Raw genomic sequence first — 17,974 nt, forward strand, 5'->3', positions numbered from 1 at the left:
GCGCCGCCTGGGCTCACTCCAGCGGCAGCGCGCCCGTGCACTTGAGCTCGTTCAGGCAGATGCTCGAGCGCACGCCGCTGACGCCGGGCTGCTGCGCCAGCGTGCCGAGCAGGAAGTCGGACAGGCCCTTGAGATCGTGTGCGACCACCTTGCAGACGTAGTCGAAGTCGCCGGTCACCGCGTAGCACTCCAGCACCTGCGGCATCTTGCCGACGGTGCGCTGGAACTTCAGCACCTCCTTGTGCTGTCCGCGCTCCATCGAGATGTGCACGAAGGCGGTCACGCCCAGGCCCAGGCGGTCGGCGTCCAGACGCGCTTCGTAGCGGCGGATCACGCCCATGGCCTCCAGCCGGCGGTGGCGCCGGTTGCACTGCGCCGGTGACAGGTGCACCAGGCCGGCCAGTTCCTGGTTGCTGATGCGGCCGTTGGCCTGCAGCGCGGCCAGGATGCGCCGGTCCAGACGGTCGAGGGTGGCGGCGTGCAAGGAATCCTTGGCGATGTCTTCGTTCATGAAAGGGTCTCTCGTGAAAGCGGGTGATCGTGGGCGCAAACGAGAGCAAATTGTCCGACAGACGGCGCAAACTGCACAGCCCATGGGCCCCGCAGAGCCCCATCACAAGGAGACACCATGACACCGCTGGACGCCGAGTCCCTGAAGCACCACCTTGCCGGCCTGCCCGGCTGGACCCACCACCCCGAGCGCGGCGCGATCTCGCGCAGCTTCCGCTTCGCCAACTTCGCCGAGGCCTTCGGCTTCATGGCACAGATGGCGGCGGTGTCGGAGCGGCTGGACCACCACCCCGAGTGGTTCAACGTCTACAACCGCGTCGACATCACGCTCACCACGCACGACGCCGATGGCCTGTCCGAGCGCGACATCACCTGGGCCAAGGCCGCCGACGGGGCCTACGCGCCGTTCCAGCGCAACGGAGGCTGAGATGCTGGCCGAACCCGTTGCCGCCAAACACGGCCTGGCCGCCGGCGAGGCCGGCCGCCCCGCCAACGCCGACTGGACCATCGACCAGGGCTGGGCCAACTACAGCGCCGCCGAACACGCGACCTGGAAGACCCTGTTCGAGCGCCAGACCAAACTGCTGCCGGGCCGCGCCTGCGACGAATTCGTGCAGGGCATGAAGGACCTGCCCATCGGTGCGGACCAGATCCCCGACTTCCGCCGCCTGTCGGAGGTGCTCATGCAGCGCACCGGCTGGCAGGTGGTGGCGGTGCCGGGCCTGGTGCCCGACGACGTGTTCTTCGAGCACCTGGCCAACCGCCGTTTTCCGGCGGGCCACTTCATCCGCAAGCCGCACGAGCTGGACTACCTCGAAGAGCCCGACGTGTTCCACGACGTGTTCGGTCATGTGCCCATGCTCATGAACCCGGCCATCGCCGACTTCATCCAGGCCTATGGCCAGGGCGGCCTGCGCGCGCAGCAGCTGGGCTGCCTGCCGCAGCTGGCGCGGGTCTACTGGTACACCATCGAGTTCGGCCTGCTGCAGCAGCGCGATGGCCTGCGCATCTACGGCGCCGGCATCGCCTCGTCGTTCACCGAATCGGTGTTCTGCCTCGACAGCCCCTCGCCCAACCGCGTGCGTTTTGATCTGGAGCGCGTGATGCGAACGCACTACCGCATCGACGATTTCCAGGAAAGCTACTTCGTGATCCGCGATCTCGACGAGCTGCTGGACTTCACCCGCGTCGACTTCGCGCCGCTGTACCAGCGCGCCAAGAACGCCCGCGAACTGCAGCCCGGCGACCTGCTGGCCGACGACGTGCTGTTCCAGCGCGGCAATGGCAGCTACCACCGCGCGCGGAAAACGGCCACGGGCTGATCAGGCAGGGGACACGAAGGCTTCGGCCACCAGGCCGTAGGCGCCCATGCTCGGGAAGCGGCGCGGGTTGCCCAGCACCTTCATGCGCGAGATGCCCAGGTCGCGCAGGATCTGCGCCCCCAGACCATAGGTGCGCAGGTCGGCGTCGTTGCCGGGCTCGCTGCGCTGCTTGGCGGCGCGCGGCTGGCTGGCCGCGGCGATCAGGTCTTCCGACGACTCCGTGGGGTTGAGCAGCAGGGCCACGCCCCTGCCCTCGGCCTTGATCGCGCCCAGCGCGGCCTGCAGCGGCCAGGAGTGCGGGCTGCTGGCGGTGTCGAGCCAGTCCATCAGCGACAGCGGCTCGTGCACGCGCACCATCACCTGCTCGTCGGCGGTCCACTGGCCGTAAGTCAGCGCCAGGTGGGCGCCGCCGAACTCGTCCTGGTAGGTGTGCAGGTCGAACTCGCCGTAGGGCGTGGCCACCGGGCGCACCGCCACCTGGCGGACCAGGCGCTCGTTCTGGCTGCGGTAGCGGATCAGGTCGGCAATCGAGCCGAGCTTGATGCCGTGCTGCTTGGCGAACTCCACCAGGTCGGGCAGACGGGCCATGGTGCCGTCGTCCTTCATGATCTCGCAGATCACGGCCGCCGGCTGCAGGCCTGCGAGCGCAGCGAGGTCGCAGCCCGCCTCGGTGTGCCCGGCGCGCATCAGCACGCCACCCGCCGCAGCGCGCAACGGGAACACATGGCCCGGCTGCACCAGATCGCTGGGAGCGCTTTCCTTCGCCACGGCGACCTGGATGGTGCGCGCGCGGTCGGCGGCCGAGATGCCGGTGTCGACGCCGGTGGCGGCCTCGATGGAGACGGTGAAGGCGGTGCTGTGCTTGGTGCCGTTGCGCGAGGCCATGGGCGGCAGCTGCAGGAAGTCGCAGCGCTCGGCGGTCAGGGTCAGGCAGATCAGGCCGCGGCAAAAGCGGGCCATGAAGTTGATGGCCTCGGGCGTGATCTTGTCGGCGGCGATGATCACATCGCCTTCGTTTTCGCGGTTCTCGTCGTCGACGAGCACGACCATGCGGCCGGCCGCGATGTCGGCCACGAGTTCGGGGATGGGGGCGAGCTGGAATTCGGACATGGCTTTGGTCGTCGGGGTTGAACGGGTTGAAAAAACACCGCTCGCAGGGCGCGACAAAGCCAAGGCAGCCACGGCGCTGCACGAGCGCGTGGCTGGACTGGGTTGCGTGTCTCTTTCATCCGGACTGTGACCGTCGGCCATGGCTTCGGCTTTGCGCGGGCATCGCCTTCCATGTCTGCTGACCCTGCCGGCATGAGCCAGCAGGCGCTCGCGGGCTCCCTCGGCCGAAGCCTCGGACACCGCCGGTGGGGAGTTTCACCCCGCCCTGAGAACGTCGGAGTGAATTATGCCCGCGGCTACCATTGCCCGCATGAACCGACTCGACACCGAACACCAGCGACTCTTCGCCTCCGACCCCGATGCCACTGCCGAAGGCCGGCTGCGCCACCTGGTGCTGGCCGTTTGCGGCCCGGCCGACTGGGCGCCGCTGTCGGCTGTCTGGCGCGGCGTGCAGGCCGACCTGGACCTGCCCGCACCCGCCATCGCGGTCAACGGCGTGGACGCCTTTGAACTCTGGTTTTCGCTCGCCGACCCGGTGCCGATCCACACGGCGGCCGCCTTCCTCGACGGCCTGTGCGACCGCTACCTGGGCGAAGTGGCACCCGCGCGCCGGCGCTGCTGGCCGTCGTCCGACCCCGGACTGCAGGTCGAACCGGCGCGTGTGCCGCAGCTGCAGGCGGAGACCGGCCGCTGGTCGGCCTTTGTCGCACCCGATCTGGCCGCCGTGTTCGGCGACGACCCCTCGCTCGACATTCCGCCGGGCGACGAGGCCCAGGCCGATCTGCTCTCGCGCCTGAAGTCCGTCACCCGCGCCGAGTTCCAGATCGCCCTGGCCCGGCTGACACCCGAGCCTTCGCCGTTCCTGCCGGCGGTGCAGCCGCCTGTGCCCACGGTCGTGACCCCGGCGGCGGCCAGCACGATCCGCCGCCACGACGACCCGCGCCAGTTCCTGCTGGACGTGATGAACGACCCGTCGGTGGCCATGGAGCTGCGCATCAAGGCGGCGAAGGCGCTGCTGTGAAGTGCCCGCGATGACGCTGGCTGTTGACCACCTCTTCCTGTTCATCGAGCCCGGCGGCCCCGAGATCGAGGCCCTCCGGCATCTCGGCCTGACCGAGACCTACCGCCGTGCGCACCCCGGGCAGGGCACAGCCAACGCCTGTTTCGCCTTCGACAACCTCTACCTCGAACTGCTCTGGCTCACCAGCGAAGCCGAGGCCCGCAGCGGGCCCATCGCCCGCACGCGCCTGTGGGAGCGCAGCCGCTGGAAACAGGAGCGCGTCTGCCCGTTCGGCATCGCGGTGCGTGGCGGCCTGGCGGGCGCGGGCGTTCCGACCTGGGACTACCGCCCGCCCTACCTGCCCGAGGGCATGGGCATTGCGGTGGCCTGCGCCAGCGACGACCCGGCGTTGCCGATGGTGTTCGTCTCCCCAGGACACCAGAACCCCGCCAATTGGCCGGAGGTGCAGCGGGGTCAACTGCAAAGGGCCGCCGGGTTTGGCAACGTGCTGTCGGTTGAATTCGGTGTTCCCGCGCACGCGGCGTCAGCGCCGCTGCTGCGCGCCCTGGACGGCGCTCATCCGCCCACGAGCGTGGTGGCGCGCCGCGACGACCGCCACCACCTGCGGCTCGCGCTGGCCGATGCACAAGGGCGGCACACCCACACGCTGGACCTGGCCTCCACCGCCCTGGGTGCATGGCGCGTGTCGCTGATCGACGAACACCTGCCCGTACGCTCCTGGCAACGCGCCTGGGCGGTCCTGGGCCTGAGCGCGCCCGAGGGCCTGATGCCGCGTCTGCTGGGTGCCTGGGCCGAGCCGCAGCGCCACTACCACTCGCAGCAGCACCTGCACGAATGCCTGGCCCTGCTGGAACCGGCGCTGGACCTGGCGCAACACCCCGGCGAGGTCGAGCTGGCCCTCTGGTTCCACGACGCGGTCTACGACCCGCAGGGAAAGGGCAACGAAGCCCGCAGCGCCGACTGGGCTTGCGAAGCGCTCGCACAGGCCGGTGCAAGCCACGAGGTGCAGCAGCGGGTGCGCGCGCTGATCATGGCCACCTGCCACGATGCCGAGCCCGTGGGCGACGACGCGCGGCTGCTGGTCGACATCGACCTCGCGATCCTGGGCGCCGACCCGGCGCGGTTTGCCGAGTACGACGCGCAGGTGCGCGCCGAGTACCGCTGGGTGCCGGGCTGGCTGTACCGGCGCAAGCGCAGGGAGGTGCTGGCGGGGTTTCTGGCGCGGCCGGCGATCTACGGCACCGAGCGGTTTCGGGAACGCTTCGAGGGGCGGGCACGGGAGAATATGAGGGGTTCGGGGTAGGGCGGCTGGCCGGTTGCGCCCCTTTTCTGCCAGATAGCCGTTCACGACGTGAGTCATTCGCTCATCGAAACGCGGACGGACCGAGGTCTCAGTGGACGGTCGCTGTGTCGGTGCCGTTCGCCGGTTCATTGCCCTGCCCGCGCCGCGCCCGGCCCAGCAGCCCGGAAACTCCAGTAAGCGGGCGACAGGCCGGCCAGACCGGTCGTCGAGGGCGCAGCGACCGGGTGGCTGGTGTCCGTCATGGTCAGGTGGCCCCGGCGACGCGCGATGACGTGCGCTTCAGCGCAGCCGGACCGGCACCCGGCGCCAGCCGCCCAGGGGATAGGTCTCGCGCTCGGGCGAGGCACCGGGCGCGGGATCGATGAGCGCCGTGGCCTTCAACAGTGCCTCCACGGCGACGACCAGTTCCATCGTCGCCAGCGGTCGCCCTGGGCACGCGTGGATGCCGGTGCCATAGACGAGGTTGTGTGGCGCGTTCTGCTCGGGCCGGTAGGCGCCGGGATCGCCGAAGACGGCCTCGTCCCGGTTGGCCGAGGTCCAGTTGAGGTACACGCGGTCGCCGGCGGCGAGTTCATGTTCCCCGATGCGCACGGCACGCGTCGTCACGCGCCGGTTGACGAGGAAGGGGTCGTCGATGCGCAGCATCTCGTCGATCGCCAGCGCAAGGTCCTGGGGGCGGTCCCGCAACGCCTGCTGCACGTCCTGGTGGGTGGCGAGGAACCAGACGACGACACCCAGGGCCGCCGCCATCGACGCGAGATCACCCGCCGTCCAGTTGCGCAGGATGGAGACGATGTCCGCTTCGCTCAAGGGCTGCCCGTCGAGCGTTGCGGTCAGCAGTGCGGTGGTCGGATCGTCGGAGGTGGCCTGGTCCGGCGTGCGGCGCCTGCGCAGTTGCCTGCGGATGATCTCGTCGAACGCCGCGGCAACGGCGGCGCTGCGCGCGGTGTCGCCGCTGCGCGTGGCGGCGTGGTTCTCGGCCATCCAGGCAAGCAGTTCGTCCTCGATTCCCTGCCACCCCAGCCAGGCCGTCTGCGCCCGAACGGCGAACGGTCGGCCGATCTCGGCGACCGCGTCGACCACGGTGCCGCGCGGCAGCGCTGCCACGAGGGCATCGGCAATCGCGCGCACGCGGGGCTCCAGCGCGGCGATCTGCGCAGGGGCGAAGAAGCTGTCGACCAGTGCCCGCCAGGGGGCGTGTTCGGGCGGATCCATGCCGTTCGGGACTGCGCGCCGCGCCGACACGGCCGACGAGAAGGTCTGCGGGTCGTGTGCCGCCGCGACGACGTCGGCATGCCGGAACAGCGTGACGCCGCGGGGCGACCGGGCCAGCGCACAGGCGATGCGCTGGCGGTCGTAGGTGCCCAGCTGGTCGGCAAGCACCTCGGGTGACAAAGGCTCCCAGGCCGGGATCGCGGCTTGCGGATCATCAACGCGCCGGTTCATGGCGAAAGCGCTTGGCGACGCCTCGGGCGTCGAAGGGGGAGATGGCTGACGGTGACAGGTGAAGATGGGGTTGCGACATCGCGGGATCCTGGGGTCGGGAGAAGGTGGGGAGGTCGGTGCATCGTGTTTAAGATGCATTTGTTATGCATCTATGTTATCGGTCCTCGAACGACAAGGCAATGAAGACCTGTGGCCAGCTCACTCGACCCATCCGGAGCACGCCCAACATGAGGCCCGTCGCGCCGCTGGCGCATCGCCTTGCCGATCTCGGTCAGCGCTTCCTCCCCGAGGAGCCGCGAGGCCATCGGAAGCAGTTCGGCCTCCTCACGCGCGATGTGCCGCTCGTACATGCAGATGAACGGCTCGACGTCCGTGGGGTCCAAACTCACCGAGTCGCCCGCCGCGATGGCGTGCAGCACCTCACGCAGGCGCTGCCACCGGAAATCCAGCGCTCGATGTTCGAGCGTCAGCGAATCGATCAGCTCGCGGATGCAGATCGCATCCGAGCCGGCCATCGACTCGATCAGGGCCGGGAACAGGTCCATCTCCTCGTCGGCGTGGTGGTCCCTGGTTGCGGTGTCGAAGCAGCACATCACCGCTGCTGCGGCAGCACGTGCGTCTTCGTCCGGATCGCGGTCGAGCAGATGCGCCACCAGTCGCCGCAACGTGGCGCACTGCCGCTCGACGCGGCGATGGCAGCCCGAAAGCACCTCCAGCGGCGCCTCGAATCCTGAGGCCGCTGCATGGCCGGAGATCGTCATCGACATGGGCGTCGCCTCCTGGCTATGCGTTGTGCCTGGCGGGGGAACGGCGGCGTGTGACGGGTGCGCTGATCGGAGCCATCGCCCTGGAGCGCCGCGCACTTGATGCGGCTGAGGCAGCGGCGCACGCCGGTCAGGCTGACGAAGCCGTGAGGGCAGGGCTGGTGCAGGGCCTTTTGCATCGATTCGACGTGGGTCAGCTCAGCATGGTCAGCGCGACGGCCAGACACCCCCAGGCGGCGAGCCCCGCGCCGGCCGCGACCTGCACGACGGCCGCAGCCACGAAGGCCTCGCGGGGGCGGCACATGGCCACGAGCCCGTGGTACGCGATGCCGCAGCTCAACCCGAGACCGGTCAGCAACACCGCCGCAGGCGCTGCCATGCCGGGCAGCGCAAAGCCCGCCGCAGAACCCCACAGCGGCAGCGGCGCCAGCGCGGCGAGCAGGCGCGCCTCGTGCGGCCCGAGAACCATTGCGTACGCGCCTGCGATGTGACGGAACAGCTGGCCGGCCACCGCCACCGAGGCGAACTCCGCCAGCAGGACCAGCAGCGACAGTTCACCCCAGGGATGGCTGCCATCCCTGATGTCGGAAGGGCCGACCGTGCCGGCCAGATAGAGGACCACAGGTGGCAGCAACGCGACGGGCAGCACGATCTGCAGGAACAGGCGCCACCCGGCGGGGCGGGTGCGCAGCAGTTCGGGCCAGCCGCGCTCTGCGGAAAGCGGCAGGGCCGCCAGGGTGTAGAGATTCATCGCGCCGACTGTGAAAATCGCTTGACTATTCTTTTAATAATATCACGACATGATACAAAAGCGCATGCCTTCAAGACCACCCAAGACACCGCCGGCCAGCTCGTCGAGAGCGCTGGACAAGAGCGACTTCGAGCGCCTGTCGGACTTCCGGCACCGGCTTCGTCAGTTCCTGCGCGCCAGCGAGCTCACCTGCCGCACGCATGGGCTCACGGCGCTGCAGTACCAGTTGTTGCTGCACGTGGCCGGCTTCCCGGGCCGGTCGTGGGCCACGATCGGGGAACTCGCCGAGCGCTTGCAGGCCCAGCACCATGGCGTCGTGGCACTGGTGGATCGCTGTGCGGCCCTGGGTTGGCTGACGCGCCGCCCCGGTCGGGAGGATGGCCGTGTGGTCGAGATACACCTGCTGCCAAAGGGCGAGCGACTGCTGGCCAGGGTGGCGAGCCTGCACCGAGACGAACTGCACACGTTGCTCGGCGAGTTCTCGGCCGCAGTGCCGGATCGTCGTGCGCCTTGATCCGGATGCATGTCGGCGAGCCGGTGATGTTCCTTGAGCGGCCGGCGCTGGTGGATGCCGAAGCGGCTGGAGATGCGTTTGTACTGAAGCTCTCGGAGGAGGCTGTCTTCGCCAAAAATGAGCGTTGCGCGCGTTTCAAAGGTACGTGTGTCGTACCGGCCGCTTGTCAGCGCAACATGCCGACCAGCAGCACCCGCGCCGTCGCTACATTCGTCGCACACGGCACGTTGTGCACGTCGCACGCCCGCACCAGGGCGTTGATGTCCGGCTCGTGCGGCTGGGCCGTCATCGGGTCGCGCAGGAAGATCACCGCGTCGACCTCGCCAACCGACAGCCGCGCCCCGATCTGCAAATCGCCGCCCAGCGGCCCGCTGAGCAGGCGTTCTACTGTCAGGCCCACCTCGTTCTGCAGCCGGCCCCCGGTGGTGCCGGTGGCCATGAGGGTGTGTTGCCGCAGCAGCGGCGCGAACTCGGAGGCCAGGGCCACCATGTCGTCCTTCTTGCGGTCGTGGGCGACGAGGGCGATGCGCATTTACTGCTTTTCCATGGCCTTGGCCATCGTCTTGCCCAGCTCCACGCCCCACTGGTCGTAGGCGTTGATGCCCCAGACGGCGGCCTGTACGAACACCTTGTGTTCGTACAGCGCGATCAGTGCGCCCAGGCGGTGCGGGGTGAGCTGGTCGATCCAGAGCACGCTGTTGGGCACGTCGCCGGCAAAGCTGCGCTGGGTCACGAAGGGTTCGGCCTGCTCCAGGGTCTGGCCCTCGGCCATCAGGGCCTTGAGCGTGTCGGCGGCGTTGCGGCCCACGGCCAGGGCCTGCGACTGCGCGCGCAGGTTGAGGTTGACCACGCGGTGGTGTTCGGCGGCCAGCGGTAGCGGTGTGTCTTCGGTCTCGACGCCGACGAACTCCACCGGCACGCGGTGCGTGCCCTGGTGCAGCAGCTGGAAGTAGGCGTGCTGCCCGTCGATGCCCAGGCCACCCCAGAGGATGGGGCCGGTGCCGGTGTCGGCGGGCTGGCCGTCCTTGCGGGTGCGCTTGCCGTTGCTTTCCATGTCCATCTGCTGCACGAAAGGCGCAAAGCGCACCAGGCGGCTGGGGTAGCAGCTCAGCAGCTGGGTCGGGCAGTTCAGGAAGTTGCGGTTCCACACGCCGCTCATGGCCAGGATGACGGGCAGGTTCTGCTCCAGCGGGGCCGAGCGGAAGTGCGCGTCCATGGCCTGGCCGCCGGCCAGGAACTCGCGGAATGCTTTGGAGCCGATGGCCATGGCCAGCGGCATGCCCAGCGCGGACCAGACGGAGTAACGGCCACCGACCCAGTCCCAGAAGGTGAAGGTGTGCTCGGCCGGGTAGCCGGCGGCGCCGGACTTCTGCGGCGCGGCGGTGATGGCGACCAGGTGCGCGCTTTGCGCGGCGCCGCTGATGCCGCCGTCTTCCAGCCAGCGGCGGGCGCTGGCGGCGTTGGTCATGGTTTCCTGCGTGGTGAAGGTCTTGCTGGCCACGATGACCATGGTGGTCTTCGGGTCCAGCCCGCGCAGCGTGCTGTGCAGCGCCCAGGCGTCGGGGTTGCTGACGAAGTGCACCCGCAGACCGCTCTTGCCGTCGCTGCACAGCGGGGCAAGTGCATCGGCCGCCATGCGCGGGCCGAGGTCCGAGCCGCCGATGCCGATGTTCACCACGTCGGTGAAGGCGGCGCCGGTGCTGCTCTTGACCTCGCCGGCGCGCACGCGGTCGGCAAAGGCGCAGACGCGGTCGAGTTCGTTCTGCACCAGCTGCTGGATCTCGTTGCCCCACGGCGCGGCGTCGCCGGTGGCGCCGGGCGTGCCGCGCAGCGCCACGTGCAGCACCGCGCGCTGCTCGCTGGTGTTGATGGGGTCGCCGCGGAACATGGCGTCGCGCTGGGCTTCGACCTGGGCTTCGCGGGCCAGCTGCAGCAGGGCCGACCAGATGGCGCCGTCGAAGGCCTGGCGGGTGAAGTCGAGCCGGATGCCGGTGCCGTCGGCGGCGGCCTGCATGGCCTCGCGACCGGGCTGGGCCAGGCGCTCGCGCAGGTGCGGTTGCGGCAGGGCAGCGAACTGGGTGAGCGTCTGCCAGGCGGGCAGGGTGGTGGGGCTGGTCATGGTGGTGGTTCCTCTTCCCTTCAGATGCGCCTGTTTATACCTGCGCCGCGAGCGCGCTCGCCTCGCGCGCCAGCTTCGTGATGCGCGCCCAGTCGCCGGTGGCCAGTGCGTCGGCCGGGGTCAGCCAGCTGCCGCCGGCCATGGCCACGTTGGGCAGCTTGAGGAAGTCCTGGAGGTTCTCGGGGCTGACGCCGCCGGTGGGGCAGAACTGCACGTCGGGGATCGGCGCGCCCAGCGCCTTGAGCATGCCCAGGCCGCCGGCCTGCTGCGCGGGGAAGAGCTTCATCAGCGTGAAGCCCTGTTCGCGGCGGTGCATGACCTCGCCGGGCGTCATCACGCCGGGGATGAAGGGCAGGCTGGCGGCCTTGACGGCGCTGACCAGGGCGTCGGTGGCACCGGGCGAGAGCGCAAAGCTCGCGCCCGCGTCGATCACCTGCTGCACTTCGGCCACGCGGGTCACGGTGCCGGCGCCGGTGTGCATTTGCGGCACCGCTTTGGCGACCGCTTCGATGGACTTCAGCGCGGCGTCGGAGCGCAGGGTGATCTCCATCACGTCGATACCGCCTTCGAGCAGGGCGTGTGCCAGCGGCACGGCGTGCGCCGGGTCCTGCAGCACGATGACGGGGACGACGCGGGAGGTGAAGGCGGGGCGGGTGAAGCAGTTGGTCATGGTGTGTCCAAGTTCAGCCGAACAGCGGCGAAGCGCCGTTCTCGGGGGTGGAAGCGTGTTGGCGGAACAGGCCGAAAAGTTCGCGGCCGGTGCCGTGGCCGTTGTGGCCCAGGTCGGGGTGGTTCACCGGGCGCGCGGCGAAGGTGGCGGCATCGACCTCGACCTCCAGCACGCCGCGCTCGCAGTCGAGCGTGATCATGTCGCCGTCCTGCACCCGCGCGATGGGGCCATCGGCCAGCGCCTCGGGGCTCAGGTGGATGGCGGCCGGTACCTTGCCGGACGCGCCGCTCATGCGGCCGTCGGTGACGAGGGCGACCTTGAAGCCCTTGTCCTGCAGCACGGCCAGCGGGGGGGTGAGTTTGTGCAGCTCGGGCATGCCGTTGGCACGCGGGCCCTGGTAGCGCACCACGGCGATCAGGTCCTTCTCCAGCTTGCCGGCGTTGAACAGGGCCAGCAGGTCCTGCTGGTCGCTTACCACCACGGCGGGGGCGCGCACCACGCGGTGTTCGGGTGCCACGGCCGAGACCTTGACCACGCTGCGGCCCAGGTTGCCCTGCAGCAGGCGCAGGCCGCCGTCGGCGCTGAAGGGCTCGCTGACCGGGCGCAGCACGGCGGTGTCGGCGCTGGCCGAGGGCACCGGGCGCCAGGCCAGCGTGCCATCGTTCAGCCAGGGTTCTTGCGTGTACGCGGCCAGGCCTTCGCCCATGACCGTCTTCACGTCGCAGTGCAGCAGGCCGTGGGCCAGCAGCTCCTGCATCAGGAAGCCCATGCCGCCCGCGGCGTGGAAGTGGTTCACGTCGGCCTTGCCGTTGGGGTAGACGCGGGCCAGCAGCGGGATGACGCCCGACAGCTCGGCGAAATCGTCCCAGTCGATCAGGATGCCGGCGGCGCGCGCCATCGCGATCAGGTGGATGGTGTGGTTGGTCGAACCGCCCGTGGCCAGCAGGCCGACGATGCCGTTGACGATGGTCTTTTCGGTCACGATGTCCGCCAGGCGGATGCGCGGCGCGCCGGTGCGGCCGGTGTTGGCGAAGGCGCGGTCCATGGCGGCCTTGGTCAGCGCTTCGCGCAGCCCGGTGCCCGGGTTGACGAAGGACGAACCCGGCAGGTGCAGGCCCATGATTTCCATCAGCATCTGGTTGCTGTTGGCGGTGCCGTAGAAGGTGCAGGTGCCGGGCGAGTGGTAGGCGGCGGCCTCGCTCTCCAGCAGCGCGTCACGGCCGACCAGACCCTGCGCGTACTGCTGGCGCACCTTGGCCTTGGCGTCGTTCGAAAGGCCGCTGGTCATCGGGCCGGCGGGCACGAACACGGTGGACAGGTGGCCGAACTGCAGCGCACCCATGAACAGGCCGGGCACGATCTTGTCGCAGACGCCGAGCATCAGCGCGGCATCGAACACGTTGTGCGAGAGCGCGACGGCGGTGGAGAGCGCGATCACGTCGCGCGAGAACAGCGAGAGCTCCATGCCGGCCGCGCCCTGCGTGACGCCGTCGCACATGGCGGGCACGCCGCCGGCCACCTGGGCCGAGAAGCCGAGCGAGCGGGCGTGCGCGCGCAGCAGCTCGGGGTAGTGCTCATACGGCTGGTGGGCCGAGAGCATGTCGTTGTAGGCGGTGACCACACCCAGGTGCGGCGCCTTCTCGGCGTGGATCTTGAGCTTGTCGCTGACCGGCAGGGCGGCCGTGGTGTGGGCCATGTTGGCGCAGCCCATGCCGGCGCGCTGGGTGCCGGCCTTGGCCGAGGTCTCGACCGTGTGCAGGTACTGGCCGCGCAGGTCGGACGAGCGGTCGGTGATGCGTTGCGTGACGCGGGCGAGGGTGGTGTGCAGGGGGGCGTTCATGGTGGTCATCCCTTCCAGACGCTCACGGGCGCCTGTGTTTGGTTCAGGATCAGCGAGACGGGCAGGGCTTCGTCGGCCTTTTGAGAGGCGCGGTCGTAGACGGCGAGCTTGGACGCGCCGGCGATGGAGAGCAACAGTTCCCGCGATGCCAGCAGGGCGTGCAGCGTGAACGTGAGGCGGGCGTGCGGCGCGGGAATCGGCGCCTGTTCGGGCACCACCCAGGCCAGGCGCTCGTCGGTGGCAATGGCGCGGGCGTAGCCGGGCGCGCCGGGGAACAGCGAGGCGGTGTGTGCGTCCTCGCCCATGCCGAGCACGGCCAGGTCCAGCGGCCAGGGCAGGGGGGCGATGCGCGCGGTCGCGTCCTCGACCAGGGCGTCCAGCACCGCGGCGTTGAACTGCGGCGCCAGTTCGCGGAAGAACGGCAGGAAACGGGCCGCGGCGGCCTTCCCCTGCAACAGGTGGCGGGCGACCAGGGCGGTGTTGCTGGCCTCGTGGTCGCGCGGAACGATGCGCTCGTCCACCAGCACGATGCTCACCTTGGACCAGTCCAGGTCCTGCTCGCGCAGGGCTTCGAACATGGGGATCGGCGACTTGCCGCCCGAGACCGCGAGGCTGGCCTGGCCGCGCGCGGCGATGGCGGTGCGCAGCGCGTCGGCGATGTGGGCCGCGATGGCGGCCGGCGTCGCGCCAGGGTGTTCGGTCACGGCCATCAGGCCTCCTCCACCCAGGCCGAACCCTCGCGCGCCATCAGCGCCGACGAGGCGGCCGGGCCCCAGCTGCCGGCGGTGTAGGCCTTGGGTTTCTCGCCCAGCTGCTGCCAGCCGTCGATGATGGGTTCGACCCAGGCCCAGGCGGCTTCCAGTTCGTCGCGGCGCATGAAGTGCGTCAGGCGGCCTTTGGTGACGTCGATCAGCAGGCGTTCGTAGGCCTCGGCGCGGCGCTCGGTGAAGGCCGATTCGAGGTCCAGGTTCAGGCTCACCGGGCGCAGCTTCATGCCGCTGCCGGGCTCCTTGGCCATCATCTGCAGCTGGATGTGTTCCTCCGGCTGCAGGCGGATCATCAGGCGGTTGACCGACCGGTGGGCCGAGTCGCTGAAGATGGTGAAGGGCAGGTCGGCGAACTCGATCACGATCTCCGACTGGCGTGCGGCCATGCGCTTGCCGGTGCGCAGGAAGATCGGGACGTTGGCCCAGCGCCAGTTGTTGATGTGGGCCTTGAGCGCGACGAAGGTTTCGGTGGTGCTGCCTTCGGGGATGTTGGCTTCCTGCAGGTAGCCCACCGCGGCCTCGCCGTTGGAGGCGCCGGCGGTGTACTGGCCGCGCACCGTGTCCTTGGCCACATCGGCCACGGTCATCGGGCGCAGCGAGCGCAGCACCTTGAGCTTCTCGTCGCGCACCGCGTCGGGGTCGAGCGAGACCGGCGGCTCCATGGCCACGATGCACAGCAGCTGCAGCAGGTGGTTCTGGATCATGTCGCGCATGGCGCCGGTGCCGTCGTAAAAACCGGCGCGGCTGCCCACGCCCACGCTCTCGGCCACGGTGATCTGCACGCTCTTGATGTAGGGGCTGCGCCAGAGCGGTTCGAAGATGCTGTTGCCAAAGCGCAGCACCATCAGGTTCTGCACCGTTTCCTTGCCCAGGTAGTGGTCGATGCGGAAGATCTGCTGTTCCTGGAAGTAGCGGCCCACGTCGTCGTTGATCTGGCGCGCCGAGGCCAGGTCGTGGCCCAGGGGCTTTTCCAGCACCACGCGTGCGCGCTCGTCGATCAGGCCGGCGCCGTGCAGGTGGGCGCAGATGCCCACGAACAGGGACGGCGCGGTGGCCAGGTAGTACACGCGGTCGGACCCCGGCTGCATGGCCGCGGCCAGCGAGGCGAAGTCCTCGGCCCTGGTGGCGTCGACGCTGGTGAACTGCAGACGGTCGAGGAAGCCGGCCCAGACGCCGTCGTCGAAGTGTTTGGCCTCGATGAAGCCGGGCACCTTCTCGCCGATGAAGGCGAGGAAGCCGGCGCGGTCCCAGGTCTGGCGGCCCAGGGCGTGGATGCGGGTGGCGGCCGGCAGGTTGTTGTGCAGGTGCGCCATGTACAGCGCGGGCAGCAGCTTGCGCACCGAGAGGTCGCCCACGCCACCGAAGATGACGAGGTCCAGCGGGGCGGAGGAGGGGGACGGGGAAGTGGCCATGGCTTTACCGGGTTACCTTTGATGGGTGGAGTTTATGGTAATTAAGTTACATGCAGGGTTCTTTTTTGCAGCAACCCCTGCAAGGGCTGCGCGCATGGCCGCGAGCCGGTCAGGCCAGGACCTTGAAGTGTGGTCGGCCCTGGGCCAGGCGCTGCAAGACCTGTTCCCGCGTCGGCGGCACGCAGCCGGTTTCCATCACGCACAGGCTGGCGCAGGCAATCGCATTTGCCAGCAGGTCTTCCACGTCGGCGGCGTCCAGGGTCAGTTCGGCGGCGGTCTTGGCGGCGCGCATGGCGGGGCGGTCCAGCAGCGCGACCAGCAGGCCCGCCAGGAAGCTGTCGCCCGCGCCCACGGTGTCGGCCACCTGCACGGGCTGTGATTCGGCCGCCTGCCAGGCGCCGCCGTCGCGCGACAGGATGACCGCGCCCCTGGCGCCCAGGGTCAGAGCCAGCCAGCGGGCCGGTGTCTTGGCGAGCAGTTCGCGCGCGGCGACCAGCGGGTCCGGGTTCGTGAAGCCGAGGATGCCCAGGTCGTCGTCGCTGACCTTGACGATGTCGGCCTCGCCCAGCGCCGCCATCACGCTGGCCTGGTAGGCCGCCATGTCCGGCACGATGGCGGGGCGCAGGTTGGCGTCCACCACGACCAGCTTGCCCGCGGCGCGCTGCGCCTGCAGCCAGGGCAGGTACTTGTGCGTGTCGTCGGCCACCAGGGCCAGGCAGCCGGTGACCACCATCTTCAGCGCCGGCTGCGCCGCGCACTGCGCGTTCATGGTGGCGGCGTCGACGCGGCGGTCGGCCACGCCCTCGCGGTAGAAGCTGTAGCTGGCCTTGCCGGCCTCGTCCAGGCTGACGACGGCCAGCGAGGTGGGCTCGTGCGCCGGCTCGGGGTGGGCCAGCGTCACGCGGGCCCGCGCGATGGCGTGGGCCAGGCCGCGGCCGAAGCGGTCCTGCGAGAGCGGGTTCAGGTAGAGCGTGCCCACGCCCTGCAGGCCGAGCGCGCGGGTGAGGTTGTAGACCGCGCCACCGTCGCAAGGGCGCAGCCGGTCGTCGGCCTCCTGGATCATGTCCATCAGGGCCTCGCCGGCGGTGGCGACGGTGATCGGGGTGTTGGGCTGCATTTGGTCGGAAGTAGGGAAAACCATAACTAAATCCAATTGATTTATTTAACGTCCAGCAACTATAGTTCAGTCACTCCGCAGCCGGACTCGGGCTAACCCGAAGGTCCGGCGGCTGAGAAAACCTGGTTCAACAACGTCTGATCCCATCCATCCTCCTCAGGAGACATCTGTGAAAAAAGTCGCTTTCGCCTTCACCGCCCTGGCCCTGGCCGCTGGTTCCACCTTCGCCGCCGAGCCCGTGATCGGCCTGATCACCAAGACCGAAACCAACCCCTTCTTCGTGAAGATGAAGGAAGGTGCGCAGGCGGAAGCCAAGAAGCTGGGTGCCAAGCTGATGACCGCCGCCGGCAAGAAGGATGGCGACACCGCCGCCCAGATCACCGCCATCGAGAACATGGTCACCGCCGGTGCCAAGACCATTCTGATCACGGCCAGCGGCGACGCCATCATTCCCGCTGTCAAGAAGGCCCAGGCCAAGGGCGTGCAGGTGATCGCGCTGGACAGCCCGTTTGACGGCGCCGACGCCCTGTTCGCCACCGACAACTACAAGGCCGGCATCCTGATCGGCCAGTACGCCAAGGCCGCGCTGGGTGGCAAGCCCGCCAAGATCGCCATGCTCGACCTGTTCCCCGGCCACCCCGTGGGTGCCCAGCGCCACAACGGCTTCATGACCGGTTTCGGCCTGAAGGCGAACGATGCCAAGTCCAACGAACTGTCGTCCACGCCGGAAACCGTGTGCGCCGCCGACACCGACGGCAACCAGGCCAAGGGCCAGACCGCGATGGAGAACTGCCTGCAGAAGGACCCGGCCATCAACGTGGTCTACACCATCAACGAACCCGCCGCCGCCGGCGCCTACAACGCGCTGAAGAAGGCCGGCAAGGAGAAGGACGTGATCATCGTGTCCGTCGACGGCGGCTGCGCCGGCGTGGCCGATGTTGGCAAGGGCGTGATCGCCGCCACCTCGCAGCAGTACCCGCTGAAGATGGCCGCCATGGGCGTGGCCGCCGGCGTCGAGTACGCCAAGGGTGGCAAGAAGGCCACGGGCTACGTCGACACCGGCGTGACCCTGATCGCCGCCAAGGCTGTGGCCGGCGTGGACAGCAAGGACGTGAAGGTCGGTACCGAGCTGTGCTGGGGCGACAAGAAGTGATCTGAGCCCCCACGCTCCGCCGCTTCGCGGGTCGCTGCCCCCCAGGGGGGCTGACCCGGCTTGGGGCGGCCCGGCGCCGGGTCTTCATCTTCGCCACCAAGGCGCCGGGGGCGCCCCTTTGAACCGGGAACCAGGAGTCCCGGCGAAGCAAGGGC

Annotated in this window: 19 protein-coding genes, 1 pseudogene and 1 riboswitch; of the genes and pseudogenes, 8 read left to right on the plus strand and 12 right to left on the minus strand. The window is 69.4% G+C overall.

Translation table 11 applies throughout. From position 1 onward, the window contains the following. Positions 1 to 13: 13 nt before the first annotated feature. Positions 14 to 511: an Lrp/AsnC family transcriptional regulator gene (locus DD542_RS02965; protein WP_066150668.1), complete on the minus strand. Its 498-nt coding sequence runs from the start codon at positions 509 to 511 to the stop codon at positions 14 to 16. Between the two features lie 117 nt (positions 512 to 628). On the opposite strand from DD542_RS02965, the gene DD542_RS02970 reads away from it, so the two are divergent. Further along, positions 629 to 937 carry a 4a-hydroxytetrahydrobiopterin dehydratase gene (locus tag DD542_RS02970; RefSeq protein ID WP_079365956.1) on the plus strand — a complete coding sequence of 103 codons (309 nt, stop codon included), beginning with the start codon at positions 629 to 631 and terminating at the stop codon, positions 935 to 937. Position 938: 1 nt separating this feature from the next. Next, on the plus strand, positions 939 to 1,832 hold the full coding sequence (gene phhA, locus DD542_RS02975; RefSeq protein WP_127803684.1) for a phenylalanine 4-monooxygenase: 894 nt from the start codon (positions 939 to 941) through the stop codon (positions 1,830 to 1,832). On the opposite strand, the gene ribBA is transcribed toward phhA, so the two are convergent. Then, a complete protein-coding gene (ribBA, locus tag DD542_RS02980; protein WP_127803687.1) occupies positions 1,833 to 2,942 on the minus strand; it encodes a bifunctional 3,4-dihydroxy-2-butanone-4-phosphate synthase/GTP cyclohydrolase II in 1,110 nt (369 codons plus the stop codon). It abuts the gene before it with no gap. Here ribBA and DD542_RS24165 point away from each other — a divergent pair. From DD542_RS24165 to DD542_RS23850, 4 genes and pseudogenes are all read left to right on the plus strand, one after another. Then, positions 2,941 to 3,072, plus strand: coding sequence for a hypothetical protein (locus DD542_RS24165; RefSeq protein WP_277750664.1), 132 nt, complete (start codon positions 2,941 to 2,943; stop codon positions 3,070 to 3,072). The genes ribBA and DD542_RS24165 overlap by 2 nt on opposite strands. Then, a riboswitch (FMN riboswitch) is annotated at positions 3,045 to 3,219 on the minus strand. (Overlaps the previous gene by 28 nt.) A 33-nt stretch (positions 3,220 to 3,252) precedes the next feature. Beyond that, positions 3,253 to 3,963: a hypothetical protein gene (locus tag DD542_RS02985; RefSeq protein WP_127803689.1), complete on the plus strand. Its 711-nt coding sequence runs from the start codon at positions 3,253 to 3,255 to the stop codon at positions 3,961 to 3,963. A gap of 10 nt (positions 3,964 to 3,973) precedes the next feature. Continuing rightward, positions 3,974 to 4,204, plus strand: a pseudogene (locus DD542_RS23845) (VOC family protein); the annotation flags it as partial. 450 nt (positions 4,205 to 4,654) lie between these two features. Beyond that, positions 4,655 to 5,266, plus strand: a complete 612-nt coding sequence (locus DD542_RS23850) for an N-methyl-D-aspartate receptor NMDAR2C subunit (protein WP_241559764.1) — start codon at positions 4,655 to 4,657, stop codon at positions 5,264 to 5,266. Positions 5,267 to 5,545: 279 nt separating this feature from the next. On the opposite strand, the gene DD542_RS24265 is transcribed toward DD542_RS23850, so the two are convergent. The 3 genes from DD542_RS24265 to DD542_RS03005 form a co-directional block, all read right to left on the minus strand. Further along, positions 5,546 to 6,712: a cytochrome P450 gene (locus DD542_RS24265; RefSeq protein ID WP_084396963.1), complete on the minus strand. Its 1,167-nt coding sequence runs from the start codon at positions 6,710 to 6,712 to the stop codon at positions 5,546 to 5,548. A gap of 149 nt (positions 6,713 to 6,861) precedes the next feature. Further along, positions 6,862 to 7,479 carry a hemerythrin domain-containing protein gene (locus tag DD542_RS03000; RefSeq protein ID WP_347232064.1) on the minus strand — a complete coding sequence of 206 codons (618 nt, stop codon included), beginning with the start codon at positions 7,477 to 7,479 and terminating at the stop codon, positions 6,862 to 6,864. A 190-nt stretch (positions 7,480 to 7,669) separates the two neighbouring features. Next, positions 7,670 to 8,227: a hypothetical protein gene (locus DD542_RS03005; RefSeq protein WP_066150677.1), complete on the minus strand. Its 558-nt coding sequence runs from the start codon at positions 8,225 to 8,227 to the stop codon at positions 7,670 to 7,672. Positions 8,228 to 8,291: 64 nt separating this feature from the next. On the opposite strand from DD542_RS03005, the gene DD542_RS03010 reads away from it, so the two are divergent. Next, on the plus strand, positions 8,292 to 8,741 hold the full coding sequence (locus DD542_RS03010) for a MarR family winged helix-turn-helix transcriptional regulator (protein WP_127803693.1): 450 nt from the start codon (positions 8,292 to 8,294) through the stop codon (positions 8,739 to 8,741). Between the two features lie 166 nt (positions 8,742 to 8,907). Here DD542_RS03010 and DD542_RS23650 read toward each other — a convergent pair whose 3' ends face one another. The 7 genes from DD542_RS23650 to DD542_RS03040 all read right to left on the minus strand — a co-directional run bounded on the left by DD542_RS23650 (position 8,908) and on the right by DD542_RS03040 (position 16,666). Then, positions 8,908 to 9,273 (minus strand): methylglyoxal synthase, encoded by a 366-nt coding sequence (locus tag DD542_RS23650; RefSeq protein WP_206610757.1) that lies wholly within the window; start codon positions 9,271 to 9,273, stop codon positions 8,908 to 8,910. Then, entirely contained in the window at positions 9,274 to 10,860 is a 1,587-nt protein-coding gene (gene pgi, locus DD542_RS03015) for a glucose-6-phosphate isomerase (protein ID WP_206610758.1), read from the minus strand. Between the two features lie 34 nt (positions 10,861 to 10,894). Continuing rightward, positions 10,895 to 11,530 (minus strand): bifunctional 4-hydroxy-2-oxoglutarate aldolase/2-dehydro-3-deoxy-phosphogluconate aldolase, encoded by a 636-nt coding sequence (gene eda, locus DD542_RS03020; RefSeq protein ID WP_127803695.1) that lies wholly within the window; start codon positions 11,528 to 11,530, stop codon positions 10,895 to 10,897. 13 nt (positions 11,531 to 11,543) lie between these two features. Next, on the minus strand, positions 11,544 to 13,370 hold the full coding sequence (edd, locus tag DD542_RS03025) for a phosphogluconate dehydratase (RefSeq protein WP_127803697.1): 1,827 nt from the start codon (positions 13,368 to 13,370) through the stop codon (positions 11,544 to 11,546). Between the two features lie 5 nt (positions 13,371 to 13,375). Then, on the minus strand, positions 13,376 to 14,080 hold the full coding sequence (pgl, locus tag DD542_RS03030) for a 6-phosphogluconolactonase (RefSeq protein ID WP_127803699.1): 705 nt from the start codon (positions 14,078 to 14,080) through the stop codon (positions 13,376 to 13,378). Continuing rightward, positions 14,080 to 15,549, minus strand: a complete 1,470-nt coding sequence (gene zwf, locus DD542_RS03035; RefSeq protein ID WP_127803701.1) for a glucose-6-phosphate dehydrogenase — start codon at positions 15,547 to 15,549, stop codon at positions 14,080 to 14,082. Before zwf ends, pgl begins: the two co-directional genes overlap by 1 nt. Positions 15,550 to 15,658: 109 nt before the next feature. Beyond that, on the minus strand, positions 15,659 to 16,666 hold the full coding sequence (locus tag DD542_RS03040) for a PfkB family carbohydrate kinase (protein ID WP_241559668.1): 1,008 nt from the start codon (positions 16,664 to 16,666) through the stop codon (positions 15,659 to 15,661). Positions 16,667 to 16,835: 169 nt separating this feature from the next. On the opposite strand from DD542_RS03040, the gene DD542_RS03045 reads away from it, so the two are divergent. Next, positions 16,836 to 17,819: a sugar ABC transporter substrate-binding protein gene (locus DD542_RS03045; protein ID WP_127803705.1), complete on the plus strand. Its 984-nt coding sequence runs from the start codon at positions 16,836 to 16,838 to the stop codon at positions 17,817 to 17,819. The last annotated feature ends 155 nt before the right edge of the window (positions 17,820 to 17,974 follow it).

Origin of the sequence: Hydrogenophaga sp. NH-16, assembly GCF_004006415.1 — a bacterium.
GTDB lineage: Bacteria > Pseudomonadota > Gammaproteobacteria > Burkholderiales > Burkholderiaceae_C > Hydrogenophaga > Hydrogenophaga pseudoflava.